Origin of the sequence: Aeromonas simiae, assembly GCF_014892695.1 — a bacterium.
Classification (GTDB): Bacteria; Pseudomonadota; Gammaproteobacteria; order Enterobacterales; family Aeromonadaceae; genus Aeromonas; species Aeromonas simiae.
Map to the genome: position 1 here is coordinate 3,112,848 of NZ_CP040449.1, position 26,405 is coordinate 3,139,252.

Sequence of the window (26,405 nt, forward strand, 5' to 3'; positions counted from 1 at the left end):
GACTTCAGCGCTGTTCCAGAATACTTCTGATCAACAGGTCCGTCTCCAGCAGGGGCAGGCCGACCACGGCGCTGTAGCTCCCCTCGATACGGCTGACGAACTTGCCGGCAATCCCTTGAATACCGTAGGCGCCGGCCTTGTCACACGGCTCACCGGTCTGCCAGTAAGCCTCGATCTCGGCCTCGTCGAGCTTGCGAAACGCCACATTGGTGGTCACCAGCCGCACATCGCAGCGCCCGGCACTGGCCAACGCCACCGCCGTCATCACCTGATGCACGCGGCCGGAGAGGGCTTCGAGCATGTCTTTGGCATCGAGCAGATCGGAGGGTTTCTCCAGCACCCGATCGCCGAGCACCACTATGGTGTCGGCGCCCAGCACGGGCAGGGCCGCGGGGGCGATCGCCGCGCCAGCCAGCGCCTTGTCGCGGGCCAGCCGGCAGACATAGTCCTGCGGTTTCTCGCCGCTTTGGCGCTGCTCGGGCACCTCGAGCTTAAGCACCTCAAAGCGGTAGCCCAGCTGGGTCAGCAGTTCACGCCGGCGCGGTGAGGCGGAGGCCAGATAGAGTTGAGTCGAATTTGCCATAACTATTTGATATTGAAGCGTCGGCGCAGTTGACGCAAGACCAGAAAGACCCAAGGCCACATCAACATGGTGGACAGGGTCGACCAGAAATAGACGAAATTGAGGTTGGCACGGCTAAACAGGTGCTCGGCCCAGAACACGGTGATCTTCCCCACCATGGTCAGGGCGCCCATGATAATCGCCTGCTGCCAGACCGAGAAATTGCGGATCTTCTGGCACTGGAACGCCGCCAGATAGACCATGATGGCCATGGCCATGGCACGCACCCCGAGCGTGCTGCCAAGCAGCACGTCGAGCAGCAGACCGGCGACCCAGGCACTGCCCACGTTGGCCCGGTGCGGCAGGGCCAGCGCCCAGTACACCAGCACCATGGCCAGCCAGTCCGGGCGAAACGGCGAGAACTGGATCGGCAGCGGCAAAATGGAGAGGCTCAGGGCCAGCAGGATCGACAGCCAGACCCAGATCCGGCCACTTGCAGGTTGCAGCATCAGGGCTTCTCCGGACTCGCGGCGGCGCCAGAGGAAGCGGCAGCCTCGTCGTCATGCATATCGGGGCGCTTGTCGGTCCACAACAGCAGCATGTAGCGCAGTCGATCGAGCGGCACCAGCGGCTTGGCCTCGACCTGGGCGAACGGCTTGCCCTCGATGTAATCAGAGCGGGTGACGGTCGCCACCGGGTAGCCTTCCGGGAAGCGCCCCCCGAGGCCCGAGGTGACCAGCAGATCGCCGACCTGGATGTCGGTATTGCGCGGCAGGTTGCGCAGCTCCAGCTTGTCCAGTTCGCCGCTACCGGTGGCGATGGCGCGCAGATCGTTGCGCAGCACCCGCACCGGCAGCCCGTGGCTGGAGTCGGTGATGAGCAGCACCCGACTGGTGGTGGAGCCCACGTGCAGCACCTGACCGATGACCCCCTGATCGTTGATCACCGGCTGGCCGTTGTAGACGCCGTCGAGCGCCCCCTTGTTGATCAGGATCTGATGGCTAAAGGGGTCGGAGTCGACCGAGATGAGTTCGGCCACCATCTTGCGCGACTCTTTTTGCACCGGCGAACCGAGCAACTCGCGCAGGCGCTGGTTCTCGTGCTCCAGATGCTCCATCTGCAACAGACGGGTACGCAGGGTAAACAGCTGCTGCTCCTGCTGCTTGGTCTGTTCGATGAGATCGGAGCGGGTCTGCACCTGATCGGACATGGAGTCGAGCAGCGTGCCGGGGGCATTGGCAAGGTATTGCAGCGGACTGACCAAGGAGCCGAGGTAGACGCGCACCTGTTCGAAGGCGTGAAAACGGGAATCGGCCACGATGGCGGCGATGGAGATGACGACTGCCAGGAACAGCCGTAGCTGGAGCGATGGGCCTCGGCCAAATATCGGTTTCATAAGTCGTTACTGGGGCCTGTTGCCATGGGTCTAGGACGCAACCATAACACGTCGCCGTAGGGCAGCAGGCGCCTGGCTGATAAAGTCACAAAAAAGAGCCGGCAGGCGCCGGCTCCATTTCTGTTACTCGTAGTGGAACAGGTCGCCGCCGTGCATGTCGATGAGCTCCAGTGCCTTGCCGCCACCACGGGCGACGCAGGTCAGTGGGTCCTCGGCGACCACTACGGGGATGCCGGTCTCTTCCATCAGCAGACGATCCAGGTCACGCAGCAGCGCGCCACCACCGGTCAGCACCATGCCGCGCTCGGAGATGTCGGAAGCCAGCTCGGGCGGAGACTGCTCCAGCGCCACCATGACGGCGGAGACGATGCCGGAGAGCGGCTCTTGCAGCGCTTCCAGGATCTCGTTGGAGTTCAGGGTGAAGCTACGCGGCACCCCTTCGGCCAGGTTACGGCCGCGCACTTCAATCTCACGCACCTCTTCGCCCGGATAGGCAGAGCCGATCTCGTGCTTGATACGCTCGGCGGTGGCCTCACCAATCAGGCTGCCGTAGTTACGGCGCACGTAATTGATGATGGCTTCATCGAACTTGTCGCCGCCGATGCGCACGGACTGGGAGTAGACCACGCCGTTCAAGGAGATGATGGCCACCTCGGTGGTACCGCCACCGATATCGACCACCATGGAGCCGGTCGCTTCGGAGACCGGCAGGCCGGCACCGATGGCAGCGGCCATGGGTTCGTCGATGAGGTACACCTCACGGGCGCCGGCGCCGAGGGCCGACTCCTTGATGGCGCGACGCTCAACCTGGGTCGAGCCGCACGGCACGCACACCAGCACACGCGGGCTGGGGCGGAAGAAGTTGTTGTCGTGAACCTGCTTGATGAAGTGCTGCAGCATCTTCTCGGTCACGTAGAAATCGGCAATCACCCCGTCCTTCATCGGACGGATGGCGGAGATGTTGCCCGGGGTACGCCCCAGCATCTGCTTGGCGGCATGACCGACGGCGGCAACAGACTTGGCGTTCCCGCGCTCTTGGCGAATGGCGACAACGGAGGGTTCGTTGAGGACGATCCCCTGATCTTTTACGTAGATCAGGGTGTTGGCAGTTCCCAGATCGATCGACAGATCATTGGAAAAAACGCCTCTGAGCTTTTTGAACATGGCTACGGGAAATCCTAAGAATTGGGAAGAGCATAAAACCGGCACACTTTACCAATGCCCATCCCGATGAGCAAGGGCGCAAGGGGAGTCAAGCTCCCCTTGCGCGACAATTTATGCTAGTCATCACTCACTGCAGAGCACCGCTCCCGTCTTAACTTCCTGACGGCAAAGGCGTTGCCTGCGCGCGCAGACTAGCGGAACGACTCGCGGCGATAGATGATGCGATCGTTGCCACGGCTGTTGCCGAAGATGGCGACCCCCTCGAGTGTGTCAGGATCCGACAGCCACAGCGGTTGATCCGGTTGCTGCGACAGATCCACCTTGTAGGGCACCCGCAATGGCTGCTTCGGCGCCCCCAGATGCAGTCGGGTCAATCCGGCCGCCACTTGAGCCAACGAGGCCCCCGGCGCGTTGTTCCCCAGCCCGATACCGATGCTGCCATTGGTAAAGGTGAGGCTCTGACTCGCCGCCTGGTACGACTGCTCCGGGTCGCTGAACTCATAGCCGCTCAGATCGAGGCTGGTGCAATAATCCAGTTCGTTGAGCTGCCAATCACCGCGGTAGAACTCCACCTCCTGCTTGAGGGATAGCGGCTCGCTGTCGACCCCCTGCTCGGTCGCCACCTTGAGGCGGCCATAGAACAGCTTTTGCTGCCCCAACTTGCGTGCATCACAGTTGCTCTTTGTCTGGCACTCCCCGCTCTGCTCCGCATTCATGTCCGGCTCCACGATCAGACTGAGCCCCCCGTCCTGATCATCGACCCTCACCCCGAAGTCCAGCTGCAACAGCGGATCCTCGGGCGCACTACCGCGTTCGAAACGGGTGTTGGCAACCTCCTTATCCAGCCTAGCGACCCCGGCAACCCACTCTGATGACGTCAGTGCCGTGACCCTGGCCGAACGGTCGACCCCATCCTGGCTGTCTGCCGCTACCATGACGATGCTCCCTTTGGCAAACTCCCCCCGGTAGTTGAGGGTGGTGCCCTCATTGTGATTGCGGGCGGTAAGCGTATAACCGGCAGCGAAAGGCTGCCCCATGTAGGTAAAGGTGTTGCAGGCCGGGGTGATGGCGCCGTCACTCAGGTCAAAATCCACCGGGATGAAGCGACCGATAGGAGCACTCTTGGCTGCCGGAATGGTGTAACCGAAGTAGCCGAGCTCCGGGGGCGTCGCCGTCATGCGCAATACGCCGACCTCATCGACCGACTGGTTGATGGTGTTGAGGCTGGTTAAGGCGCTCTTGTGGTCATAGCTGGTCACCCCCACTAAACCGTTAACCCCGTCGGCCGGCGCCACCACCTCGCTGCTCAAGGCGATGTTTGACAGCTCGAAGTTGGGGGTGGTGCCATTGCCACTACAGAGATCGGCATCATGATCCGACTCCCATGCCATCCCCTGCACGCTTAGGGAGAAAGTTTCCCCCGTCTTACGAAACACGGGGCAGCTTGCATCCCCGGCAGGGCAATTACCCTCGTTGGCCCGCAGGCAGAGCCCCACCGGGCGGGAGACAAACTGATCCGCCCCCGTCATCACCAACCCGGCGCTCTCCCCACTGCCCTCGTGGCGGGCATTGAGCTGCATCTTGCCCGCATCCGGGTAGTTGACCGTCAGGGTCACCTCTCCTTTAGCATCGAAGGCCAGCTCAGTGGGGGCGGCCGCCCCCTGGCTAGTGGCGACGGCACGGCCATTGACCGTCACCTTGCTGCCAAATGTATTGCCATTCGGGTCTATGTAGTCGCTCCAGAAGCTGACGGGCTTGCTCACATCGGCAAAGCCCGGCACACACTGCTGGCTCACATCATCTTTCTTGACCGCCTTCATCAGCACCTGTTGCGGCTTGTTGGCATAGGTGTCTTGCACATCAAACACGAAGCCGCTGTCGGCAAAGCTCAGGTCGCAAGCGGCAAGGCTGGGGGTGCCACCGGCGGCCCGGCACAGGGTGGCGGACTCGGCGTGCAGAGTAGAGCTGGCCACCCCTATGGTCAGCACGCCGGGCTGGTTGCCGCGCAAGGAGGCCAGCGCCGTCCCTGCGGACAAAGCAACATCGCCCCCACCACTCCATGCGCCGTTAGAGGCCGGGGTGACCGACAGCTGCGCACCAATAGGCTCGGTCACCAGCGTCGTACACGCCGCATCGGCGCAGGCGCGGATCGTGACGGACTCGGGGTTGCAGGTCAGGCCGGCCCCCGAATGATCCAGCTCGAAGTGATGCAGAGTCACCCCTTCCGGCTGGCAGACACCGGGCCAGTCACCGCTAAAAGGCACATGAATGATCTTGCTGCCCCAGCCTGACATGCTCACGTTGACCGCCGACACGGCACCGGTCAGCACCGCCTGCCCGCTCATGTCCAGGTTGCCCGTTTTCACATAGAGCATGGCGTTGAGCTTGGCGTTGCCACTCAGGGTCGCCTTGCCAAAGCCGTACATCAGCAAGCGATTGGCCGCCCCCCCAGCGTTGACACTCATCTGCTCGCGCAGGGCAATGTCCCCGTTCACATAGACCCGGGCAGGGCTCTTCTCATCCACCAGCACACTCAGGTTGCCGTTGCTGATGTTGATCTTGTTAATCCAGTGCTCCCCACCAGAGAGAGAGAGCGTCACCGCATGCGAACCGCCCAGGCTGAGCTGATTCAGATAGTGCGCCAACACGTAACCGTTCACTTCGGCTCCATCCTGCATGGTCATGCTTTGGTAGAGCTTGAGCTGCAAGTGAGCAGGCGCTCCCCCGCTGGCATCGATCCCGGATTGGTTCGCCATGCTCAAGGCATAGATATCCAGCTGGGCCGTGGCGGCATCGCCATCATCGACGAAAGCGATCCGGCTATTGTTTTGCATCGTCAGGGAGCGCACAGCCCACTGGCCGTTAACCAGGGTGATCTCACTTTGCGCCCCCAGCGTCAGGCTGCTCAACGAATGGGGTTGAAAGCGGGCCGCCACCAGCTGATCGGCCTTGTTCACCGTCACCCCCAGGGTGTCATGGACGGTAATCGCCAAGTTGGAGAGGGTCGCCCCCTCGCTGAGGGTGACGCGGTTGGCGTGCAGCTTGCCCATCCCCAGCAGCTTGCTCGAGTCTTGCATGGTCAGGGTCTTGACGAACACGTTGGCACCATTGAAGTCCAGCGTTGCCCCGCCAGCGAGAGAGAGGGTCTGGAAGTAGTAATTCTTGCCGCTCACCAGCGTGGCCTGACAGCTCCAGCCAGACCAGTTCCCGGAGCCATAGTTGCCGGGATTGAGCTTCACCACGCCGTTACAGGCCACATCACTGCCGCTGCTGTAACTGGGAAAATCTTGAGTAGCGGCCGGGAAATCATTGGGATCGGCCTTGAAGGCCAGTGCGGCCAGCGGGGTGGCCAGCGCCCCGGTGATCCCGCAATCGGATTGCCAGGTGCCATTCACATACTGGCCCCCAGCGCTCCCCTCTTGGGTCGAACAGCCTGACATGCCACCAAAAGAGCCGCTCAGAAACGGGTAGTCGGCAGGCTGAGTCGCCCCGACGATCAAGGCGCCATCGGTCATGGTGAGCCGACCGGGTGCGGCATGGCTTTGCACCGGATAGTCAAAGGTGGCGTTGCACATGTCTGCCCCATGGGCAGGGGCCACGATGGCCGCAGCCACCAGCAGCGCTATACCAGGAGGAATAAAAGCCACTCGCTCTCTCTTTGATGCAGTTGTTCGCATAGGTCAGTCACTGTCAAACGCTTCGGCCATGACGCTGCGGCTAACGGCAAAATCGGGGCTCGCCCCGCCGCCTTCATCGCCACACTCCCCGGTTCCAATCAGTCGCCATCCCTTGAGGGTGCGACCATTGTGCTCTGCGGTGATGACGTCGCAGCTCAGGTAGGCCCGGCAATCGACCAGCCCAGCGGCATCGCTTGGCAGGGTCAACGTCAGAGGCTCGCACACCTGCCCTTGCCAATGCCCATTGGGATAGAGACGATAGAGTCCGGTTTCCAGCGCCCCTTGCGCCGCCATCAGGGCCCGCAGGCCACGAACTTCGACCGTGTACTTTTCACTGCTGTCCCCCAGCAGCCGCCCCAGCGCAGCCGCCAGCCCCCCCATCACCACAATGACGAAAAGGGCGATCATCAGGGCACTACCACGAGCACGTTTAGGGCACATTCCACACCGCCATCTTGTGATCCAATGAGAGCTGCTCACCATGCTGCTCTAGCTCCAAGCGCAGCCCTACTTCATCATCCACGCCGAACGCCTGCGGGTCCCGGTAGAAATAACCGGCCGCCACCGAGCCGGCCATGGGCTGGCCCGCGACGCTCGTCCCCAACACAGTGGGGGTGAGATCGCCGATCTCTTCGCGCCGTAACATGCCCCCTTGCAGGCAGTAGCGCACCTGGGAGCCGGCGAAGAAGACCCGCCGGGCCGGTGAGTCCGACCCGAACCGGTCGCTAACTTGCAGTGAGAGGGCACCGGAAACGCTCTCCTCCAGCTTAGTGACGGCACTGACACAACGGCCGCTGGCGCAGCCATCCCACAATGAACGGCCATCTTCAGGCACGGGGTAGACGATGGCCCACTCCCCCTTAACGGGCATGCTCTCTTCGGCGCCGGGCGCCACCATGGTCAAGCGCAGCGCACTTTCCCCTGCGATCTCTTGATTGATGCTCAGGTAACGCCCGGCCGCGGCGATAGGCCAAAAGCGCAGACAAGCCCCCCGCTCAACGGCAGCACCATCGACATCTTCGATACGCACCGAGCCGGGAACGGCATCGCGCACCTCACGATTGAGCCGCTCGAGGGAGAAGCGGATATCACTCATCAACTGCTCGCGCACGCTGGCATCACTGTAGATGCGCGTCCCCAGCCCGATAAACTGGCTGCTAAAGGTCGCCAGCACCCCGAGCAGCAGGATCACCATGACCAATTCAACCAGGGTAAAACCGCGGCGCCCCATCAGTAATTTCCTCGAAACGCGGTAAAGGCGAGCTCTTCACCACTCGGCAGTTGCACCGTCAAATCCACTCGCTTGCCGATAGAGCAGGGGTCGGTACAGGTCTGATCCAACCGACCGGCGCTCAAGTCAACGCCGCTCACCTTGATCTTCACCGCAAAATGGCGATAGTCGCCCTCTTGAGCACCGCTGCCGCTTTGCTGCACCAGCTCGTTGGCGGGCCTCCATTTGCCACCGGTATCGAAGTCATCCACATCGTTGTAGAGATAGGGGGCGCTCTCACCGCTGTCGGTGTCCGGCCCGTATTCATTGGCCAGGGTGCAGAGGTCATACTGCGTCCCCTCGACCGTCTCGCCGCAGCGATAACGGGCACTGTTATGATCCGAGTTCTGATCGAACGACTTCTGGGTCGCCTCAGCCAGGATGCGCTGGGCCAACTGGGCGGCGCGCAACTGCTGCACCGGGTCGATGGCCCGCGGGGCCAACGCCACCAGCAGACTCAGGATGCCACTCAAGGCGATGGACAACAGCACCATGCCCACCACCATCTCGATCAGGGTGAACCCCCGCTTAGGGCTGCGCATGGATATATCCTTCCGATTCGATACGTATCTGGCGCAGCTCGCCGCCACTGCTCACCTGCAACTGGCAGCCGGCCTGGCAGGGGGCGCTGGCCGGGCGGCCATGGTCACGGTCAAGACGCAACGAGAAGCTGGATTTGCCTTCCAGGGTGACAGTCGCGGCTAATGCCAGCATTGAGCCCTGACGGTGTGTCTCATCCCAGCCGGCCATCGGGCCGGGCTCACTGTCACAGGCTCCGCTGAGCAGGCCCAACTGGCCCGGTTCAACGCGCAACCAGGTACAGCGCCGGGGAGGCTCATTCATGTTGATGGTTTGCAGCAACCGTAACCGGCCCACCACTTCATCACTGGTGGTACGGATTTCCGTGCCGCCTGTGCCCAGCCAGTTGGGCGCGGCATAGGCGGCCAGAATCCCGATGATCAGGATCACCAGCACCAATTCCATCAAGGTAAAACCGTGTGAACGTCTCTGCATAGGAGAAAAAGGGGAGGCAAGCCTCCCCCCTCTGCATTACTTACAGTCGAACACAGTCACTGTCGGAACAACACCGGAGCTAACCGGTTGCTCATAGGCCACATAGCAATTCTTACTCTCGATCGCCGTGGCAGCAGAAACACCGCTCGGGAAGATACCTACGCCGCTGCCAGCGATGTTCTTAATAGCCCAGTCCTTGTCGCTCAAGCTAACAACCTTTTTCAGCTCATCCTCATTTGCCTTCGGATAACCGAATACGGTCGCAACGGTGCCGTCGGCCAACTGAACCGAGCCATCGGGATTCTTTTCCTGACCCGCGATCACCGCCTTGCTGTAGACTATGGCGGCGGCGGAGTTCAGGGAACCTTCGACCCCCTTCAGGGTGGCATTGCGCGCATCGTCTTGCAGGTTCAGGAACTTAGGTGCGGCGGTCACAGCCAGGATACCCAGGATGATGATCACAATGACCAGTTCGATCAGGGTGAAACCCGATTGCTTCTTCATGAAAAATACCTCTATTAGTTGATGTTGGTAATGACCTGACCTGAAGCCGGTCGATAGCTAAAACTCATAAACGCATCGGTGCGTCCCTGAGGGTCCTGGTAATGGCCATCGCTGCCCTTGGCAAGGCTATTCACCAGATAGTAACGGCACACCGAGTCTATCCCGCTGGTTTGCGCCGTCACATAATACTTGAGATCATTGCCGCTGCCGCTGACTTCACCGAAGGTGGCGGTCGCCTTGGGGGGGTTTTGCAGCAAACCATCCCAGATTTTGAGGCAGCGAGCGGCGGTCAGACTGCCCGGGTCCACATTCACCACACTATCCCCGGCCGTATCCATCGGATAACCCGGCGACATCAGACCATCTTCGATCTGCTCTTTGGTGGGGGTGGTCAGGTAGAAGCGGGTACCGTCATAGAGCACGGTGTTGTGCTCCAGCTGCTTGCTGCGACCTTCCGCCTCCCATTGGGCGCGCACCAGCATCACCCCAGTGGCGAAACCACCCGAGACTCCCTCGACACTGGCCTTCTTCGCCTCCTCGGTGACATCGAGAAAACGCGGCAGGGCCGTGGCCGCCAAAATACCGAGGATCACTATGACGATCACCAGTTCGATCAGGGAAAAACCCGTCATCTTGCTCTTCATTACTCCCTCCTCAGCGGGGCCTAACATTTTACCTAACATTGCTTGAATCGTGCTTGAACCACGAGTGGAATGCCGTTCAGCGACTGGCCTCTTCCAGTGCCTTCACGGCACCATCCTGCCAGCGGTAAAGCCATCGCCACTCTCGTAGCTGCAACTCGCATCCATCGCGCTCGAGCCTGGCTTGCACACGGATCGGCTCACCGTCCAGCGCTTCGCGCCCAATCAGCGCTTGCCACAGCGCACCACAATCTTCCGAAGGTCCCCGCACCTGCTCGACAGCCATCGGCCATCCCTGAGGGGTGAACACCCATAATTTTTCCTCGCGCCAGAGCTGGGTGGGGTGATTGCTCAATACCCATTCACCGTGCAGCCGCTGCAAGCGCTCGCCAAACTGGCTCACCAGGCTCGCCATCGCACTGTGCTGCGCCAGCTTGCGCTGCTCCAGATGACCACCGACCAGGAAACTGGCGATCGTCACCATGGTGACCAAGGCGATGATCAGGCGATAACCCGACAACCAGGGGCGATCTTGCTCGTCCTGCCAGCTCATCGTCGGCTCCTTACTGACCGCGCACGACTTTCATCATGTCCCACATGGGCGTGAAGATACCGAGCGCCAGCACCAGCACCATGACCGCCACTATGCCGATGAGAATCGGTTCAATGCGGGCGGTCAGGCTCTTGAGGTCGTAATCCACCTCTCGCTCGTAATAGAGCGCCACCTCAAGCATCAGCTCATCGACCTGCCCCGTCTCTTCACCCACCGCCACCATCTGTAGCACCAGCGGGGTAAAGAGCTGGCTTTGGGTTGCGGTGCGCAGCAGGCTATCGCCGCGCTCGACGCCGGCACGCATCTCACGGATCCGCGCCGCCATCCAGGCGTTGTCCACCGCATCTGCCACCAGACTCAATGCCGCGTTGAGCGGCACCCCGGAGCGCAGCATCATGGAGAAGCTCCGGGCAAAGCGCGCCAACAGCGAGCGGTCGATGATGCTGCCCACGATCGGCAGCCGCAGCTGCCAGTGATGCCATGCCAACTCACCGCGCTGGGTCGAGGTCCAGCTGCGCCAACTGACGATGGACGCCACCAGCCCCAGCAATAACAGCCACCAGTAGTGCACAAAGAAATGCGAGGTGGCGAGCAGGATCCGGGTGGCCAAGGGCAACTCGACGCCAAATTTGGAGAACATGCCGGCGAAGGTCGGGATCACGAAAATATTGAGGATCACCATGGCGATCCCGATCGCGATGAAGACAAACATCGGGTAACGCATCGCCGTCTTGATGCGCTTGCGGGTCTCCAGCTCCAGCTCGAAGTAGTTGGCCAGCTGCAAAAAGGAGTCTTCCAGTTGACCGGTATTCTCACCCACGTGAATGATCGCCACGAAAAGGGAGCCAAAGACCTTGGGATGCCCCTGCATCGCCGCCGAAAGCGGCTTACCGTTGCTGAGATCTTCACCTAACTGCAACAAGGCCCGTTTGAGCGGCTTGCTATGGGCAGACTCGGCCAGCCCCGACATGGCACGCAAAATGGGGATGCCAGCCCGGGTCAGCGCATACATCTGACGGGTGAACATCACCAGCTCTTCCAGGGTGACCTGGCGCTCGAACAAGAGCGCGAACTGATGCTCTGCGCCGGGGGCTTTCACGCTGCCAATATTCGTTGGCATGATGCCGCGTTGCAGCAACAGCTCGGCGACCGCCGTTTCATTGGCCGCCTCGATAGTGCCTTCAGCCGCCTTGCCCTGTGCGTCGCGCCCTTTGTAGCGAAAGTAGGCCATCGCTTATCCCACATCCTCGGCCAGTTTGAGCACCTCATCGAGGGAGGTGAGCCCCTCACGGGCATAATCCAGAGCCATCAGCGCCAACGGCTGATAATGCTCATGTTGGCGCGCGGCACGGGCAAAACCTTCCGCATCATCACGACGCAGGGCATCCATCATCGGCTGATCCATCTCGAGCAGCTCATAAACCCCGATCCGGCCGCGATAGCCGGTGAAGTTACAGCTCTGGCAGCCACGTCCCTTGCGGTACTGGTGGCTCCCCGGCACTTCATGGCAGCGGCTCTGTAACCAGCTGGCCTGGATAGCGTCGGGCTCGGCGGGCTCATGGCAGTGCTCGCACAGGCGGCGCACCAGCCGCTGCGCGACCACAGCACGCAGCGCACTCGCCACCAGATAGCCCGGCGCGCCCATGTCGATGAGACGCAGCGCACTGGTGATGGCATCGTTGGTGTGCAAGGTGGTCAGTACCAGGTGACCGGTCAAGGCGCCACGCAACCCGATCTCCACCGTCTCGCTGTCACGCATCTCCCCCACCAGCAGGATGTCAGGGTCCTGACGCAGGGTGGTACGCAGCACGTTCGAGAAGGTGAGACCGATCTTGGTGTTCACCTGTACCTGGCTTATCCGCGGCAAACGGTACTCCACCGGATCTTCGACCGTGATGATCTTATTGCTCGGCAAGTTAATCTCGGAGAGCGCCCCATACAGGGTGGTGGTCTTACCGCTACCGGTCGGGCCGGTGACCAAGATCATGCCGTGCGGGCGATGCAACAGGTTACGAAAACGCTTGAGCAGCACAGGGGGCATCCCGGTCTCGTCGAGAGAGAGCAGGCCACCGGACTGATTGAGCAGACGCATCACGACCGACTCGCCATACTGCACCGGCATGGTGGAGAGACGCACATCCACATCGCGCCCCCGCACCTTCATGGCAAAACGTCCATCCTGGGGCAGACGCTTCTCGGAGATATCGAGGCCCGCCACCAGTTTGAGGCGCAGCACCAGCGCCGGCGCGATACGCACCTCGCTCAGTACGTTCTCATGCAACACCCCATCGATCCGCTGACGGATGCGCAGCACCTTCTCGTCCGGTTCGATATGGATATCGGAGGCCCCGACCTGCACCGCGTCTTCAAACAAGGAGCGCAGCAACTTGGCAACGGTCGCTTCATTCTCACCACCGCCCGCGTCCAGGGTCGCACTGCCCAGTTCAAAGTCGGTATCCTGATACTCCTCGTGCAGCTGCACGGCGAAGTTCTCGATCTCTTTGGTGCGCCGATAGAGGCGATCGAAATAGTCGAGCAGTTGCCCCTCACGGGCCACCGCCAACGACATCTGCTTCGGTGCCAGCAGATCGGCCACCGCATCGAGTGCGCTCAGATCGGCCGGATCCGACATGGCCACCGTGGCCACATCGCCGCTCAGGTTCACCACCAGCGCCCGGTAACGGCGCGCCTGAACCTCAGGCAGCAGTTGTACCGCCTTGGCATCGATGGTGAGCGTGTTGAGATCGAAGAAGGGCACTTCCAACTGGCGCGCCAGGAAGGTGAGCAGTTGCACCTCACTGATGAAGCCGAGTTCAATCAGGGTCGCGCCCAGTTTGCGGCCCGTCTGCCGCTGCTGTTGCAACGCAAGCTGCAGTTGATCGTCGGTGATGCTCTGCTCTTGAACCAGCAGATCACCAAGCCGCATCTTGAGTCTTGGTTGTGCCATCGGTGCCTTACTCCGTTATCCGTTTAACCATGTGGAGACAGCGCAGCTATGCGCTGTGCCAGCCAGTTATTACTCGCCTCACCGAGGCCACCATGCAGTTGCGCGTTGCGATAGGCTTCCAGCGCCTGTGCCGTATTGCCAAGCGTCTCCTCAGCAATGCCAAGGCCGAGCCACCAGCGCCCTTCGTCGGGCCGCTGGTGCAACAAATCCAAATAGAGCTGACGCGCCTCAGCGGTATGCCCGGCATCCTGCGCCAATGCAGCCCAGGTCGCGTAATAATCCAAATTTTGCGCTATCGATGGCCGAGCGCCGGCCAGCCAATCGAGCGCCTGCTGTGGTTGCTGCTGAGCAATCGCCATCCGCGCCAGCAGCAGACGAAAATCGGCTTGCGCAGGATGAACCCGCAGCCCCTCAAGCAGCGACTTTTGCGCCTCTTCGTAACGCTCCTGGCCATAGAGCAGGGCCGCCAGCTGCTTGCGCGCCTCGACATGATCGGGCTGCTCACTCAGCAAGTCGCCATACTGACGCTCCGCCTCTTGCAGATCGCCGCGGGCCAGTGCCGTGGCGGCGCGCCGCTCGGCCAATTCACTGCGCTGCGCGGCCGAGAGCTCTACCGGCTGAATAGACAATTGATTCTTCGGCTTCACCTTTTTTGTGACCGGCGTTGGCGGCACCATCTCGGCCGCCAGTGCATCTTCTTCCTGACGCTCCGGCTGTAGCGCAGCATCCAGGCGAGCGTAGTAGTGCTCAGGGTCCTCACCGGGCGGCACGACCACTTCATCTTCCACCTTCTCGTCAGCAGGCGCGCTCTGACTCTGGGTGGCCGCAGGCTCGGCCTGCGTTTTCGATGAGGCCGCCTCGGCTTGCCGCCGCTCATCAGGCACCGGCAGGGCAACCAGCGCATCGACGCTCTCTGCCTGCTCGCTCGGCGGCGTTGGCGCCGGGGCCGTTACCACCGACGCCGACTGAATGCTCTTGCCATGTTGCCAATAGCCCCAGCTACGCCACCCCAAGAGGGCGAGGGCGCCCAGGCAGGTCAAACTGATCAGCAGCCACAACCACAGAGGCTGACGGGCGGGAGGCTGATAGCGGGCCGTGGCCCCCGGTCCCCCCTGGCGCGCATCCAGATCCTTGAGCATCTGATTGATCACGCTCATCGCATCACTCCCCATATCAGTAGGGCCATCAACAACACGCCCAGCAGCCACCCCGTCCAATGCGGGAGATAACTCGCATCTTCGGTATCGCGAACAGCACGGCAGACACAGGCCAGATCGATACGGCGCTGGCCCTTGCCATAAGCCAGCATCAGGCTTTTATGCGAGAGAATATTAATCAGGCGAGGGATGCCGCGGGCCGAACGCCACAGCACACGTAATGCGCTGCGCGTGAACAACGGGGCACCGCGATAGCCGGACACATTGAGGCGATAGCCAATGTAGGCGCCTGCCTCATCGCATTTGAGTGACCGCAACCGATAGGAAAACGCAATGCGCTGCCGCAATTGCCGCAAGCTGTCACTTTGCAGGCGGGTATCCAGCTCGGGTTGCCCCAGCAGCACCACCTGCAATAACTTGTTCGATTCGGTCTCTAAATTTCCGAAGAGTCGGATCGCCTCCAGCGTCTCATCTGGCAGCGCCTGCGCCTCGTCGATCAGCACGACAACCCGGGTGCCACGCTCATTCAGTGCCACCAGATGACGATGCAGCCGGTCATTGAGATCCACGCTATCCCCCTCGACGCTGAGGCCCAGCTCATGGGCCAAGGCCAGCTTCAGCTCGCGGGGGGATAAATGCGGATTGGGGATCCAGGCACAGGGCTGCTGAGCGATGCACAGCTCCCACAGCAACATGCGGCAGAGCAGCGTCTTGCCGGTGCCCACTTCCCCGGTGACCTTGATAAACCCTTCACCTTGTGCCAGAGCCCAGTGCAGCACTTCCCGGGCCTCCTCATGAGGAGGCAGCCCGTAATAGAAGTCGGTGTTTGGGGTCAACCCAAACGGCGGCTCATGTAACCCAAAGTGCTCAAGGTACATATCAGCGCTCTGGGTACCACTTATCGAGCAGATCGCTGGAACGCTGCAACTCACGCTGCCAGGTGTCCCCTTCGACCACAGTGGGTTTGAGCATGATCACCAGTTCAATCTTCTGGTTTTTCTCGTTACGGTTGGTGAACGCCTCGCCCAGCCAGGGGATATCGCCCAGCAAGGGCACCTTGCTCACCATCTCCTGCTTGTAGGTCTTCATCAGGCCACCGATGACCACGATATCACCGTTGTTGGCCTGCACCACAGTATCCGACTCACGGATCGAGCTGCGCGCCAGCGGCAACTCGAGCGTACCGCCCGAGGTACCCATATCGATGGTCTTTTTCTGCTCTTCGGTATCGATCACCGAAGGGTGAATGTGCAGCAATACCCGGCCCTGCTCATCGATCTGCGGGGTCACGTCGAGGGCGATCCCGGAGAAGAAGGGGGTCAGCTCCACGTTCGGGGTACGATCCGAGACACCGGATGCACTGGTGGTGATCGTGGTCGAGGCGTTGGTGACGAAGTACTCGTCGGAGCCCACCTTGATCACCGCCTTCTGATTGTTCGTCGCGGTCACACGCGGGCTGGAGAGCGTATTAACGTCACCCTGTGTCTTGAGCAGGTTAACCGCCACATTGAAGTTACCGTCGGAGATCTTGAAACCCGCACCGCCCCCCAGGGCAGAGAAGATGGTGTTACCGCTGCCGATGATGCTGTTAGCAAATGAACCCCCATTGGTGATCCCCTTGCCACCATCCCAACTGGCGGACAGACCACTCCAGTCGACACCCTGCTCATAGCCCTCGTTGAGCGAGACCTCCAGGATGCGTGCTTCCAGGATCACCTGGCGCTTGAGATGCTGTTCGGACTGATTCAGAAACTCGCGCACGGCCTTCAGCTCGCCCGGATAAGCCCGGATCGTCACCAGACCTGCCTGCGGACTGGTGATGACAGCGCGGCCATCGCCATTGCCCACCAGAGATTGCAGCGATTCGCGCAGATCCCGCCAAAAATCAGACTCGTTGTCGGTCTCAATCTGGGTGCCGTTAGAGCCACTGCTGTTGCTACTGCTGCTACTGCTGCTGTTGTTGTTCCCGCTCAGGCCGTTGCCATTGCTAAAACCACTGTTGCCATTGTTGCTGTCAGAGTTGGTCACGCCCCCGGTTGACACCGTGGTACGCGAAAGACCGCGCCGGGAGACCATCAGGTAGTTGACGGGCAGCGTCTCGGTGCGCAACCCAGCCGGATAGACGTGGTAGACATTGCCACGGCGCTGAATATCAAAGCCGTACATATCCGCCACCGTCTTGAGCACCTCAGGCAAGGTGACATCCTTGAGATCCAGGGTCACCAGACCGCTGACCCCAGGGTGCACCGCCACGCTGTAGCGCGAGCCTTTGAACAGGGAGCCAAAGAAGTCACCGGCCTCCACCTCTTGGGCCGCGATACGGATCCGCCGCTCCGGCATCGCCGACGGGGTAAACTCGGGCTTTGGCATGGCCAACAGCTCACTGTGTACCGCGCTCGGCAAGTTCAGCGGTGCCGGGGTCGCCTGCTGGGCTTCCCGCAACACCTCTTTGGCCTCTTTTGGTTCGGGATGGCGATAGCTGGTACAACCGGCCGACGCCATGGCTAGAAAAAGAAGACCGTATTGAAATGATTTCATCGATTGTCCATCCACAAACCGTTGTCCCGGACGGGCCGATATGGCCCGTCAGCGAAGAATTTTGTCAGCAAAGAGGGTGAGCGTGACCCTCTCCTGCCCCTTGTCCAGCACCACGCGATCGTTGCTGATGCCTGCGACGCGCCAGCCGGCGACCTGCTCGCCATGGCGGTAGCCTTTGCCACTGAGCACAGCGATGGCGGGGCCATTGCCCAGAATGATGCTCTGCAGCTTCGGCATGCTGGCCACGGCAACTTGCTGCGTGTCACCCTGTACCTGAGCCCCCGCAAGCGGTGTTGTCGGGTCTTTTAGTGGCGTCATCACAGCCAGTATTCCCAGTAAAGTCAGCATGTTAGCCACGGATAAACTCCTTGCTGCTGCTCAGGGTGTAGACCGACAGCGACACCTTGGCGTGTGGCCACTCCTCCACCTGATAGTCAAACTGGTGCCAATAGAAATGGCGCGGAAGCTGCTCCAGACCGCGCAGGTACTGGTAGACATCGCTATACCCACCAATCAGCTGCATCCGGATTTCATGGCGGTAGAGGTTGACCCCTTGCTGTTCAGGTAACAGGGCAACCGGCGCCACACTCTTCATGTCCACCATGGTCAGGCGCTTACCTTGGGCCAGCAGCGCATGCAATGCGTTGGGCATCTCTTCAGCCGCGATCAAATCGACGGTCTGCGCCTTCAAGCGGCTGTCAAAGCGCTGCAACTGCGCCTCAACAGCCTTAAGCTGATCACGCACATCACTGTCAGGGTCACGCAAGAGCCGCTGCTGCCGCCCTTCCACCTCTAAGTGCGCGATATCGATGTCGCGCTGTACGCTGGCCAGTCGCTGTTGATCGCCCTGGAGACGTTGCTGCAGCGGTTGCAGCCAGAAATGGCCAAACAACCAGCCGATGATCAGCAGGCCAACCCCCAGCAACAACATGCGCTCACGCATGGAGAGCTGGATGACCCGCTCGTTCACCTGGTGCCAGCGTGCTTGCAGTTGATTCATTGCGCCTTCTCCTGCGGGGTGCCTCTCAATTCGAAAAGCAATCGCCCTTCTTTGTCACGGCTCAGCGCCAGCTCGGAAAATTGCTTGCCGGAGAGGGTGTGGGTCTGTTTAAAGCGTTCGACCCAGGCCGGAACCTCCTGGCTGCTCTGGGTCTCCCCTGCCAGACTGACCCGCTCCTGCTCAACCTGGATCCGCTCCAGCGATAGCTTGGGGCTCATGATCTGTGCCAAATCGGCGAGGAGATCCGCATAGCTTTGCACCCGCTCTGGGGCCAGCTGATCGAGGCGTTGCAGCATCAGCTGCATGCCATCCGCCCGCAACTGCTTCTCTTTTAATGAGGCCACCAAGGCTGGCGAGGGTTGGTGCTTGGCCAGTTGAGCTTCAAGACGGCTCGCCTCAGCTTTCACCACGGTCAACTGCCCTTGCAACTGAGCCAGTTGCCGGCTCTGACGCTGGTGCTGCCAATGGCTGTAGAGCCCATAGCTGAGCAGCAGCAGGCTGATCAGCCCCCATGCCAACAGGATCTGGGGCAAGGTTCCCCACTCCCGGCGCGGCCGGAACTCCTGAGTATAGAGGTTAAGACGGCTCTTCATGACGGCTCCCCCTGTAGCAGTGCGAAGGGAGAGAGATAATCCATGCCATTGAGAATGGCCTTGTTGGCCATGGCCGAGACGTTAAAACCAAAGGTCTGATCGAGGCGCTGCACCAGCTCACCCAACGCCGGTGAGATCAGTGCCAACTGCAAGCTACCGCACTCGGGTAACTTCAGTTGCCCCTGCAGGTAGTCGAGGGAACGCTGGATCTCGAGGGCCAGCGAGTCGATGTCCTCATTGACAGAGCCGGCGGTGGCAAGGTGTTTAAAACCGCGCAGGGCACGTGAAAAACAGAGCGCCCCCTGACGGAACACCAATAAATGCAGCTCATGACCGGCAGGCTGCCACAGCAGCAAACGGGGGGTGTCGTCGACCGGGAATAGCTGGGCCAATGCCAGCTCTTCGGTGGTGATGCTCTCAAGCTCAGCCACTGCATTGACGGCATCGACAATAGACTGGATACGCGCCCGAGGGGCAGTGACCACACTGATGCGAGCCTGGCTGGAGGGCGGAGTCGGCAGATCGACGTAATCCATCACCAGTTGTCCCAGCGGCTCGCTGACAAAATCTTTGATCGCCCACGGCAGAGCGCCGGCCAGTTCACTGGCAGGAACCTGCGGTTTATCGATCTGAACCTGTTGATAAAGCCCACTGGCCAGAGCAACGCACACCCGACGTCGCTCTAAATGATGCAGAGTGAACAGTTCGTCCAGCGCACTTCGCCACCCTTGCGGTCCGTTCACCGGCCGGGAAGCAAAGCAGGGAGTAGTGTCATTACTGGTCAGCCAGATATGGTCCTGACCGAACAAAACACCCACTCTGCCAGAGAGGGCTTTTCGGTGAAAAAGTGTGCGCATCGCGGGCTCGATTACCTATTGATATTATCATCACCAAAAAATGGGCGAGTTTTATACCATAAAAACTCGAGATGATGAATTTTTTATATATTTTAATGACATTAAAAAGTGTAACAAAACCTACAGGCCTATTCCTACGGCCTGGCGCAACCTTTTCTTACCTTCTCACAACCAAAACCACTTTTACCCTCTGTTTTAACCACGGCGACGTTAAAGTCAGATCTCAACAAGATGGCCCACCCCATCAAAACACACTCAGACGCCATCGATACCTGGCGTAGACACCGAGCCACTCCACCCTGTGTTCATTGCTGTCCCAGCCAACCCCCGACCCACCTTGGCGGCAGCCGGTTTCCGCCGCGATATGATCAATCGCAACATTGTATGCACCGAGAGTCGATCGGCGGCGAGCCCTACCCGGAGTCAACGCCTCAGATGGGGAACACAGCTCGGGTTTGTCGAGCGTCAAATCCATCGACACCAGATTGACCGGCCCGACAGGCGAAAAAGGGGCGCAGATTGCGCTCGAGGAAGGGAGGGGGTGCGACAAGAAGAGGCCGTGCGATGCAGCCCACAGGCAGGGAAAGTTCTGTTAGCGGCTCGCAACGAAGCCGCGTGGTAACAACCAGGTCGGTTTTTTAGCCCAGCGAGGGGCCAGGGCAGCTTCGTTCAGCGGCGGCCAAATGAACCCCATTTGAAACCAAGCACAGCGGCGAGGCGATATGAAAGAGGCGGCGCCGGCGGCCGGCCCGCTCTCATGGGGCAATCATCTCGTAGGATGAGGGGGCATCAGAGATCGGGGAGCGCACTTCGCAGTGGCGCCGGCTCGGCAAACCACTGACCTTGACCCGCATGCACGCCAAGGTGACGCAGGCAGTGCCACTCCTCACCACTCTCGACGCCGACGGCGATGACCCTGGCCTGGGTGTTGGCACAGCCGCCGATCAGGCTGCGTACCGCCATCTGATTCACCTGACGCAGGTGGATATCGCGCACCAGGCTGGTGTGCAGCTTGAGGAAGCTGATGTCGAACTCCTTGATGTACTGGGTACTCACCACATCCTGCCCGGCATGGGTCACCGTCAGCCGGCACCCCAGCATGCGTAGGGAGCGCAGCGGTTTTCTCAGCGCCTCGAAATAGCGGGTGATGTGTGCCTCGGAGAGCTCGATGATGAGGTGTTCGTTCTTGCTGCGCGGCAGCTGGAACAGAGAGAAGAAGAGCCAGCGCTGGAAATCGCGGTGCAGCAGGCTCTGAGCGCAGAGGTTGACGCTGATCGGCGGCGCGTCAGCAGGGCGGGATTGCAGCAGGGCCAGCACCCGGGTGGCGAGCAGACGATCGAGCGGCAGCAGCATGCCCGCCTTCTCCGCCATCGGCATAAAGACGCCGGCCAGCAGCTCGCGCCCCTGCTCGTCGTCGATGCGAGTCTGCAACTCCTCTTGCAAGATCAGCTGACCCGGCTCCTGCATCACCGGCTGGCAGTAAAGATGAATGGCCCGCTCATCGATGCGCCGGGTCAGCAGGGTGCGCCAGCGCACTGTCCCCTTGCTGGTCTCCTCCTCGTCGGCGATCGCCTTCTCGAACAGGAACCAGCCGCTGTCCCCTTGCAGCCGGGCGCTCTTGAGGGCGAGCTCCCCCTCCTCCTGCACCTGGGCCAGGGTATCATCCGGCCGGTAGCAGACCGCACCGATGTGGATGGCGTTCTCCCCGGACACCCCAGCGGGCCAGTGCAGCCGGTGCAGGTTTTTGAGGATCTGATCCGCCCCGTCCACCAACTCGGCCTCGGCCATGTTCGGCAGCAAAATGGCCAGCACATGGGCCGCATAGCGCGCCTGTAGCGCGCCGGCAAACTTGCGCACGAAGGGGGCAAGGGCGATGCTCGCCTCCTGCAGCACCTCATCGATCTGCGGATCATCCGACTCCAGCGCCTCGAGGCCGCTCAGCTCAACCAGCAACAGCCCACCGGCCATGGCCGAGGCATCGCGGATGGCGCTCTCCAGCCGGTTGTCAAAGAAGATGCGGTTGCCGGTGCCGGTGACCTTGTCGACGAAGGCGTTGCTGCGGATGAAGTTATCGAAGCGGCTGCGCTCCTTGCGCGCATCGGCCAATTCGGCCAGCAGCTGATCGAATGCCTGGCTGGCACTGGCCGGCCACTCCTCGCTCGTGTCGTGATTGAGCTTGTTCAAGCGGCCGGCGAGGATCAGCTCGGCCCTGTGGTTGAGCAACTCGGCCCCGCGCAGCTGCAAACGCAACCAGCGAATAGAGAACCACAGGCCGAACACCACGATGAAGATGCCAAACGAAATCCACGACATCGCCTCGATGGAGTATTCAAACTCCTTGAAGGGGCGCTCCAGCCTGAATCTGGCCTCCATGCCGGGATGCTGGGGCAGCGCATAACGGTAATCGATGAGCGGATCGTCGAGCTCACGCGCCACCAGATCCTGGAAACGATAGAGACTCGCCTCCCCTTGCGTCACCTCCAGGCTGACCACATGGGCCGAGCGCAGCAAGGTTGGCATCCACTGCGCCATCTCCTGGGTGTCATGCTGCACCGAGAGCTGGCGATCGAGTACCTCAGCCAGCGCCTGTACCTTTTTCTCCTGCAGCTCGAACCCGAGCTGGCGGAAACTAAAGACGCCACCGAGCAACACCATGGCCATGGCGGTGATGACGCACAGGGTGATGAAAGAGACGAGTTGGGTAGTGAGCTTCATCCTTGAATCCAAAAGAGAGGGCCATGGCCTGGGCGCATACTATCACGAGCCCGATGCGAAGGTCTGCGCCCCGACTCCGGCTTCACGCCAACAGCAGATAAAAAGACGGCGCCATAAAAGGCGCCGCAACAACAGGAGTGAGGAAGATCGACACGCAAGGGAGCACACCACATGTCAATGGAGCCATCTTCCCACTATGCCCCTGAAACAGAGCTGAGAAAAATATTCACCTTCCATTCAAGGGGTTTTGGCAAGAAAATTGCTGAAAATCGGTTAGCGAATCAGATAAACATGCAGCACCGAACCACACAGCAGCATGCTGACCATGACTACGGGATAAACGATGTAGCTATCACTCGAGCTGCGCGCCCGCCGCAATACCAGCCTGCATAGCAGCAGGTTGTAGCCAATCAAGAGGGCCGTCACCACCATGCTGCGTAGCAGGGGTAAGGCCGGCACATAGTGATAGTAAAGCCAGAGCAAGACAAAGTTAGCCAAGATCAGATACAGCAGAAATTTCTGCATGTAAGGGGGCTTCTTCCTAGTGGGCTTGCTGTGTGTCATACAGACCTACTCTTGGGCATTACTTAAATACAGCGACAACTACGCGACAAAACTGTTGCCCCGCCACCACCGGAGAATGTTCTACTTGCCACGCCAATTACTCCTTCTCTTCGTTCTGCTACCGCTTAGCGGCTCAGCCTGGGCCGAGGTGGCCTGGCGGATGCCCAGAGCGGCAGCTCCACTTCCACCGGAAGTGACCGCCGAGCTGCAATACCTGCTGCGCCAGAAAGCACACATAGAGCGAACACTGGCCCGCGCTCGCCCCATGATCCGGCTCATCCGCACCGAGCTGCGACAACGTCAGCTACCGGAGTGGTTGCTGTTAGTCCCCCTGGTGGAGAGCAGTTATCGGTTGGATGTGATTTCCCATGCCGGGGCGGCAGGCCCCTGGCAACTGATGCCCATGACGGCGGATCGCTTCGGGGTGCCCGTCACCCCCCATTTCGATGGACGCTATTCACTGCCTCTGGCAACCGGCGCCGCGCTCAACTACTTCCACTGGTTGCACGGCTATTTTTCGGAGTGGCCATTGGCATTGGCGGCGTACAACGCCGGGGAGGGAAGGGTCATGAAGGCGATTCAACGCAGTGGACACCGTCAGGTCTACCGACTTCCACTTCCGCAAGAGACACGCCACTACGTGGCGCGCATTGAAGCACTGGGAGAATTACTGAGCCACCCGGAACGGTACGGCATCGCCCCCCCTGATTTAGGGGGGGGAGAAGAGCTGAGAGTGGCCAATCCCACACACTGCTCTTTGCAGCGCTGGGGGGAAGAGATGCACCTTGATAGCGATGCCCTGCTCACCCTCAACCCGGCATGGCGCAGCAGTCAAGGAAGGGTGCCTTCCCCTCCCTGCCCCATCCTTTATAGTCATGCGCCCGCCGGGCCGAGAGAGAGTAAACCTAAGGTGAAAGTGATCTTCCCCGTCTCACTGGAAAGCCTGCATGACCCGCTGCAATTAGGTACCGCGCGCGGACTGGATATGGAGGGCCAGGGCGATGCCTGGCACCATCCGGTGGTCACTGATCCATTACGGCTTCATACTCGGCCAACACCCCTCTGGAGATGAAGTGATCCCGCCACTTACGCAACAACGGACGCAGGTTGACCTCATCCGGTTCACGCCAGGAACAGCCGACGAAGCACAGCGTGGTGTTGATGTAGCGGCGATGCATTAACTTGCACTCCAGCGAGGGCAACCCAGGGAGCACCAACATCACTTCATCAGGAAAGGTAAAACGACGAGGAGCCAGAAAGCCGACTCCCCCCGGGCCTATGTCCTTGATGATGACTTTGCACAAGCGCCGGTTAAACAGCAGGCCACTGACCATGAGCCGCCCGGTGATGCCACAGGTCTGATCCTCAAAGGGGGTTCTGCCGTCATGCAGGTACCAACGAGGATGCTTACGCCGTGGGTCTGAAGTGTGATTCATCTCGTTCCCTTACTATCTATCTGCGTGTCTGTTGGGTCTTCTCTTTCGCCTCGGAAAGCGCACGGCTAAACAATTCTGCCAGCTCCTGCTCTGCGGTTTCGGAGAGCACCAGCAACTCGATACGGCGGTTACGGCTGCTACCGGGATCATCCGTATCGTCCAGCATGGTATCGGCTAGTGCGACCACCTTAGCGACGCGCTCGGAGGGCATGCCTCCGGCCACCAACACCCGGCGAGCCATCATGGCGCGATCGGAGGAGAGCTCCCAGTTGGTGTAATTGTCACCGGCAAAGGGCGTGTTGTCGGTATGACCGGAAATCATGATGGAGTTTTCAATGCGATCGAAGACCGGCGCCAGCACCATCAGCAGGTGGCGAAAGAATGGAGAGATTCTGGCACTGCCTCTGGAGTACATTTCACGCTCATCGCTATCCCGAATGAGAATACGCAGACCCTGGGGCACCACCTGTAGCTTGATATTTTGATCCGCCTCCATCTGCTCGAGCAGTGAGCCGATGAAGCCTGCCAGCTGCTCCATCTGCTTATTGCCGTCCACCTTGCCTTTCACCAGGCTGTCATAACCCGGTTTCGACTTGGCCCGAAATATCGAGCCTGAGCGCATCAGCTGCTTAGTCTCGTTCGGATTGAGCTGATTACGCTGAGGTTTGGCCTCTTCCACCGGAGAGGGATCCCCACCTAGATCTACGGGATAGGGGCTGTTACTGATATCAAAAGGGTTAGCTTCGTTGTCCAGTATGCTGTAATCCCGCAGCCGCGTAGCCACGATCTCCCGCTCCTCCTGGCTGGATACCGCCAGGATCCACAGCACCATGAAGAAAGCCATCATAGCGAGGGTAAAATCGGCAAAGGCCACTTTCCAAGCGCCACCTCCGCCATGTCCTCCCCCATTGCGGCGTACGCGCTTGATGATGATCGGCTGCTTATCCATCGATTACATTGCCTTATTGGTAACCCAGTCTTCCAATTGGGTGAAGCTGGGTTTTACTTCCGGTTCGAGAACCTTGCGGCCCGCATCCACCGCCAACAGCGGCATCTTGCCGCCCAACTGGGCCAGCAGGATCGACTTGACGCAAGTCAGCATGGAGATACGGCGTTTGACGTTTTCCTGCATGGCATTCGCCAGCGGCTCAAGGAAGCAGTAACAGAAGAAGATACCGATAAAGGTTCCCACCAAGGCAGCAGCCACGTGCACACCGATGTTAGACAGCGGACCGTCGAGCTGCTGCATGGTGATGATGATCCCCATCACCGCCGCCAGGATGCCAAAGCCAGGGCACGCCTCGCCCGTCTTGTGCAGGGCGTGGGATGGCTTGAGCATGTCCTCTTCGATGGCCATGATCTCCTGATCCAACATGGCGTCGAGTTCATGAGGGGCGATCTTCCCCATCCCTAACAAACGCAGGTTATCGATGATGAAACCCAGCAACATCGGATCTTCGGAGATCTGGGGATACATCAGGAACACCGAGCTCTGCTGGGGGTTCTCAATATGCTCATCCAGCCCCTTGAGGCCCTTGGTTCTGGTCTCTTCCAACAGCAGGTGCATCAGCACCAGCAGCTCCCGGAAGCTCTCCTTCTCTTCAGCCTCGTTGGACTTGAAGACCCCTTTGAGCTGATGAATCATCTCGTGGAGCACCTCTTTGGAGTTCCCCAGCATGGTGGAACCAATCGCGGCGCCGATGATGATGACCAACTCGGACGGCTGCCATAACGCAATCGGTCTGCCCCCGGCCATCATGAAACCGCCGAGCACACAGATGAAAATGACACCAATGCCTATCTGCTTTTGCATCCAC

27 protein-coding genes are annotated in these 26,405 nt (G+C 60.3%); 1 reads left to right on the forward strand and 26 read right to left on the reverse strand.

What is annotated here, in order from left to right; translation table 11 throughout:
• Positions 1-4 precede the first annotated feature (4 nt).
• From FE240_RS14820 to FE240_RS14930, 23 genes are all read right to left on the reverse strand, one after another.
• Positions 5-583, reverse strand: coding sequence for a Maf family protein (locus FE240_RS14820; protein ID WP_042048936.1), 579 nt, complete (start codon positions 581-583; stop codon positions 5-7).
• Positions 584-585: 2 nt separating this feature from the next.
• Positions 586-1,071, reverse strand: a complete 486-nt coding sequence (mreD, locus tag FE240_RS14825; protein WP_042048937.1) for a rod shape-determining protein MreD — start codon at positions 1,069-1,071, stop codon at positions 586-588.
• Positions 1,071-1,958 (reverse strand): rod shape-determining protein MreC, encoded by an 888-nt coding sequence (gene mreC, locus FE240_RS14830; protein ID WP_042048938.1) that lies wholly within the window; start codon positions 1,956-1,958, stop codon positions 1,071-1,073. The genes mreD and mreC overlap by 1 nt, the downstream gene beginning before the upstream one ends.
• Before the next feature lie 123 nt (positions 1,959-2,081).
• Positions 2,082-3,122 (reverse strand): rod shape-determining protein, encoded by a 1,041-nt coding sequence (locus FE240_RS14835; protein ID WP_042048939.1) that lies wholly within the window; start codon positions 3,120-3,122, stop codon positions 2,082-2,084.
• A 191-nt stretch (positions 3,123-3,313) separates the two neighbouring features.
• Positions 3,314-6,769, reverse strand: a complete 3,456-nt coding sequence (locus FE240_RS14840; RefSeq protein ID WP_193001983.1) for a DUF6701 domain-containing protein — start codon at positions 6,767-6,769, stop codon at positions 3,314-3,316.
• Positions 6,770-6,802: 33 nt separating this feature from the next.
• Positions 6,803-7,240 carry an MSHA biogenesis protein MshP gene (locus FE240_RS14845; RefSeq protein ID WP_193001985.1) on the reverse strand — a complete coding sequence of 146 codons (438 nt, stop codon included), beginning with the start codon at positions 7,238-7,240 and terminating at the stop codon, positions 6,803-6,805.
• Positions 7,230-8,030, reverse strand: a complete 801-nt coding sequence (locus FE240_RS14850) for a PilW family protein (protein WP_193001987.1) — start codon at positions 8,028-8,030, stop codon at positions 7,230-7,232. Before FE240_RS14850 ends, FE240_RS14845 begins: the two co-directional genes overlap by 11 nt.
• Positions 8,030-8,611: a type IV pilus modification PilV family protein gene (locus FE240_RS14855; protein ID WP_193001989.1), complete on the reverse strand. Its 582-nt coding sequence runs from the start codon at positions 8,609-8,611 to the stop codon at positions 8,030-8,032. The genes FE240_RS14850 and FE240_RS14855 overlap by 1 nt, the downstream gene beginning before the upstream one ends.
• Entirely contained in the window at positions 8,598-9,053 is a 456-nt protein-coding gene (locus FE240_RS14860; protein ID WP_319016758.1) for a pilus assembly FimT family protein, read from the reverse strand. Before FE240_RS14860 ends, FE240_RS14855 begins: the two co-directional genes overlap by 14 nt.
• A 66-nt stretch (positions 9,054-9,119) precedes the next feature.
• Entirely contained in the window at positions 9,120-9,587 is a 468-nt protein-coding gene (locus tag FE240_RS14865) for a prepilin-type N-terminal cleavage/methylation domain-containing protein (RefSeq protein ID WP_193001992.1), read from the reverse strand.
• Positions 9,588-9,601: 14 nt separating this feature from the next.
• The gene (locus tag FE240_RS14870; protein ID WP_319016742.1) at positions 9,602-10,231 is read right to left on the reverse strand and encodes a pilin; all 630 of its coding nucleotides are present in this window, start codon (positions 10,229-10,231) and stop codon (positions 9,602-9,604) included.
• Between the two features lie 76 nt (positions 10,232-10,307).
• The gene (locus FE240_RS14875) at positions 10,308-10,781 is read right to left on the reverse strand and encodes a hypothetical protein (RefSeq protein ID WP_193001996.1); all 474 of its coding nucleotides are present in this window, start codon (positions 10,779-10,781) and stop codon (positions 10,308-10,310) included.
• A gap of 10 nt (positions 10,782-10,791) precedes the next feature.
• The gene (locus tag FE240_RS14880; protein WP_193001998.1) at positions 10,792-12,012 is read right to left on the reverse strand and encodes a type II secretion system F family protein; all 1,221 of its coding nucleotides are present in this window, start codon (positions 12,010-12,012) and stop codon (positions 10,792-10,794) included.
• A gap of 3 nt (positions 12,013-12,015) precedes the next feature.
• Positions 12,016-13,728: a GspE/PulE family protein gene (locus FE240_RS14885; protein ID WP_042048950.1), complete on the reverse strand. Its 1,713-nt coding sequence runs from the start codon at positions 13,726-13,728 to the stop codon at positions 12,016-12,018.
• 23 nt (positions 13,729-13,751) lie between these two features.
• On the reverse strand, positions 13,752-14,885 hold the full coding sequence (locus FE240_RS14890; protein WP_193002001.1) for a tetratricopeptide repeat protein: 1,134 nt from the start codon (positions 14,883-14,885) through the stop codon (positions 13,752-13,754).
• On the reverse strand, positions 14,882-15,763 hold the full coding sequence (locus FE240_RS14895) for an ExeA family protein (RefSeq protein ID WP_193002004.1): 882 nt from the start codon (positions 15,761-15,763) through the stop codon (positions 14,882-14,884). Before FE240_RS14895 ends, FE240_RS14890 begins: the two co-directional genes overlap by 4 nt.
• A 1-nt stretch (position 15,764) precedes the next feature.
• The gene (gene mshL / locus FE240_RS14900; protein WP_193002006.1) at positions 15,765-17,423 is read right to left on the reverse strand and encodes a pilus (MSHA type) biogenesis protein MshL; all 1,659 of its coding nucleotides are present in this window, start codon (positions 17,421-17,423) and stop codon (positions 15,765-15,767) included.
• 48 nt (positions 17,424-17,471) lie between these two features.
• Positions 17,472-17,771 (reverse strand): SctD/MshK family protein, encoded by a 300-nt coding sequence (locus FE240_RS14905; protein WP_193004570.1) that lies wholly within the window; start codon positions 17,769-17,771, stop codon positions 17,472-17,474.
• A 1-nt stretch (position 17,772) separates the two neighbouring features.
• Complete coding sequence (gene pilO / locus FE240_RS14910) at positions 17,773-18,423, reverse strand: type 4a pilus biogenesis protein PilO (protein WP_193002008.1); 651 nt, start codon at positions 18,421-18,423, stop codon at positions 17,773-17,775.
• On the reverse strand, positions 18,420-19,016 hold the full coding sequence (locus FE240_RS14915) for a PilN domain-containing protein (protein WP_193002011.1): 597 nt from the start codon (positions 19,014-19,016) through the stop codon (positions 18,420-18,422). The genes pilO and FE240_RS14915 overlap by 4 nt, the downstream gene beginning before the upstream one ends.
• Positions 19,013-19,873, reverse strand: coding sequence for an MSHA biogenesis protein MshI (locus tag FE240_RS14920; RefSeq protein WP_193002014.1), 861 nt, complete (start codon positions 19,871-19,873; stop codon positions 19,013-19,015). The genes FE240_RS14915 and FE240_RS14920 overlap by 4 nt, the downstream gene beginning before the upstream one ends.
• A gap of 789 nt (positions 19,874-20,662) precedes the next feature.
• On the reverse strand, positions 20,663-22,588 hold the full coding sequence (locus FE240_RS14925; RefSeq protein WP_193002017.1) for an EAL domain-containing protein: 1,926 nt from the start codon (positions 22,586-22,588) through the stop codon (positions 20,663-20,665).
• A 273-nt stretch (positions 22,589-22,861) separates the two neighbouring features.
• On the reverse strand, positions 22,862-23,113 hold the full coding sequence (locus tag FE240_RS14930; RefSeq protein ID WP_226798841.1) for a hypothetical protein: 252 nt from the start codon (positions 23,111-23,113) through the stop codon (positions 22,862-22,864).
• A 199-nt stretch (positions 23,114-23,312) separates the two neighbouring features.
• On the opposite strand from FE240_RS14930, the gene FE240_RS14935 reads away from it, so the two are divergent.
• Positions 23,313-24,224 carry a lytic transglycosylase domain-containing protein gene (locus FE240_RS14935; RefSeq protein ID WP_226798842.1) on the forward strand — a complete coding sequence of 304 codons (912 nt, stop codon included), beginning with the start codon at positions 23,313-23,315 and terminating at the stop codon, positions 24,222-24,224.
• Here the strand turns inward: FE240_RS14935 and FE240_RS14940 are convergent.
• From FE240_RS14940 to lafT, 3 genes are read right to left on the reverse strand one after another with little or no spacing between them, the layout of a single operon-like run.
• Positions 24,175-24,588 (reverse strand): hypothetical protein, encoded by a 414-nt coding sequence (locus tag FE240_RS14940; RefSeq protein ID WP_193002023.1) that lies wholly within the window; start codon positions 24,586-24,588, stop codon positions 24,175-24,177. The genes FE240_RS14935 and FE240_RS14940 overlap by 50 nt on opposite strands.
• Before the next feature lie 16 nt (positions 24,589-24,604).
• Entirely contained in the window at positions 24,605-25,537 is a 933-nt protein-coding gene (locus FE240_RS14945; RefSeq protein WP_193002026.1) for a flagellar motor protein MotB, read from the reverse strand.
• Between the two features lie 3 nt (positions 25,538-25,540).
• Positions 25,541-26,401 carry a lateral flagellar motor stator protein LafT gene (lafT, locus tag FE240_RS14950; protein WP_193002029.1) on the reverse strand — a complete coding sequence of 287 codons (861 nt, stop codon included), beginning with the start codon at positions 26,399-26,401 and terminating at the stop codon, positions 25,541-25,543.
• Positions 26,402-26,405 lie beyond the last annotated feature (4 nt).

Excerpts from the sequence above, each read along its gene's own strand:
- mreD (WP_042048937.1), bottom strand. The coding sequence starts at position 1,071 with ATGCTGCAACCTGCAAGTGGCCGGATCTGGGTCTGGCTGTCGATCCTG.
- FE240_RS14940 (WP_193002023.1), bottom strand. The coding sequence starts at position 24,588 with ATGAATCACACTTCAGACCCACGGCGTAAGCATCCTCGTTGGTACCTG.
- FE240_RS14885 (WP_042048950.1), bottom strand. The coding sequence starts at position 13,728 with ATGGCACAACCAAGACTCAAGATGCGGCTTGGTGATCTGCTGGTTCAA.
- FE240_RS14865 (WP_193001992.1), bottom strand. The coding sequence starts at position 9,587 with ATGAAGAAGCAATCGGGTTTCACCCTGATCGAACTGGTCATTGTGATC.
- FE240_RS14875 (WP_193001996.1), bottom strand. The coding sequence starts at position 10,781 with ATGAGCTGGCAGGACGAGCAAGATCGCCCCTGGTTGTCGGGTTATCGC.
- FE240_RS14835 (WP_042048939.1), bottom strand. The coding sequence starts at position 3,122 with ATGTTCAAAAAGCTCAGAGGCGTTTTTTCCAATGATCTGTCGATCGAT.
- lafT (WP_193002029.1), bottom strand. The coding sequence starts at position 26,401 with ATGCAAAAGCAGATAGGCATTGGTGTCATTTTCATCTGTGTGCTCGGC.
- FE240_RS14855 (WP_193001989.1), bottom strand. The coding sequence starts at position 8,611 with ATGCGCAGCCCTAAGCGGGGGTTCACCCTGATCGAGATGGTGGTGGGC.
- mshL (WP_193002006.1), bottom strand. The coding sequence starts at position 17,423 with ATGAAATCATTTCAATACGGTCTTCTTTTTCTAGCCATGGCGTCGGCC.
- FE240_RS14845 (WP_193001985.1), bottom strand. The coding sequence starts at position 7,240 with ATGTGCCCTAAACGTGCTCGTGGTAGTGCCCTGATGATCGCCCTTTTC.
- mreC (WP_042048938.1), bottom strand. The coding sequence starts at position 1,958 with ATGAAACCGATATTTGGCCGAGGCCCATCGCTCCAGCTACGGCTGTTC.
- FE240_RS14945 (WP_193002026.1), bottom strand. The coding sequence starts at position 25,537 with ATGGATAAGCAGCCGATCATCATCAAGCGCGTACGCCGCAATGGGGGA.
- pilO (WP_193002008.1), bottom strand. The coding sequence starts at position 18,423 with ATGAATCAACTGCAAGCACGCTGGCACCAGGTGAACGAGCGGGTCATC.
- FE240_RS14935 (WP_226798842.1), top strand. The coding sequence starts at position 23,313 with ATGCCCAGAGCGGCAGCTCCACTTCCACCGGAAGTGACCGCCGAGCTG.
- FE240_RS14895 (WP_193002004.1), bottom strand. The coding sequence starts at position 15,763 with ATGTACCTTGAGCACTTTGGGTTACATGAGCCGCCGTTTGGGTTGACC.
- FE240_RS14820 (WP_042048936.1), bottom strand. The coding sequence starts at position 583 with ATGGCAAATTCGACTCAACTCTATCTGGCCTCCGCCTCACCGCGCCGG.
- FE240_RS14915 (WP_193002011.1), bottom strand. The coding sequence starts at position 19,016 with ATGAAGAGCCGTCTTAACCTCTATACTCAGGAGTTCCGGCCGCGCCGG.
- FE240_RS14860 (WP_319016758.1), bottom strand. The coding sequence starts at position 9,053 with ATGGAATTGGTGCTGGTGATCCTGATCATCGGGATTCTGGCCGCCTAT.
- FE240_RS14890 (WP_193002001.1), bottom strand. The coding sequence starts at position 14,885 with ATGAGCGTGATCAATCAGATGCTCAAGGATCTGGATGCGCGCCAGGGG.
- FE240_RS14905 (WP_193004570.1), bottom strand. The coding sequence starts at position 17,771 with ATGCTGACTTTACTGGGAATACTGGCTGTGATGACGCCACTAAAAGAC.
- FE240_RS14870 (WP_319016742.1), bottom strand. The coding sequence starts at position 10,231 with ATGAAGAGCAAGATGACGGGTTTTTCCCTGATCGAACTGGTGATCGTC.
- FE240_RS14920 (WP_193002014.1), bottom strand. The coding sequence starts at position 19,873 with ATGCGCACACTTTTTCACCGAAAAGCCCTCTCTGGCAGAGTGGGTGTT.
- FE240_RS14850 (WP_193001987.1), bottom strand. The coding sequence starts at position 8,030 with ATGGGGCGCCGCGGTTTTACCCTGGTTGAATTGGTCATGGTGATCCTG.
- FE240_RS14925 (WP_193002017.1), bottom strand. The coding sequence starts at position 22,588 with ATGAAGCTCACTACCCAACTCGTCTCTTTCATCACCCTGTGCGTCATC.
- FE240_RS14930 (WP_226798841.1), bottom strand. The coding sequence starts at position 23,113 with ATGCAGAAATTTCTGCTGTATCTGATCTTGGCTAACTTTGTCTTGCTC.
- FE240_RS14880 (WP_193001998.1), bottom strand. The coding sequence starts at position 12,012 with ATGGCCTACTTTCGCTACAAAGGGCGCGACGCACAGGGCAAGGCGGCT.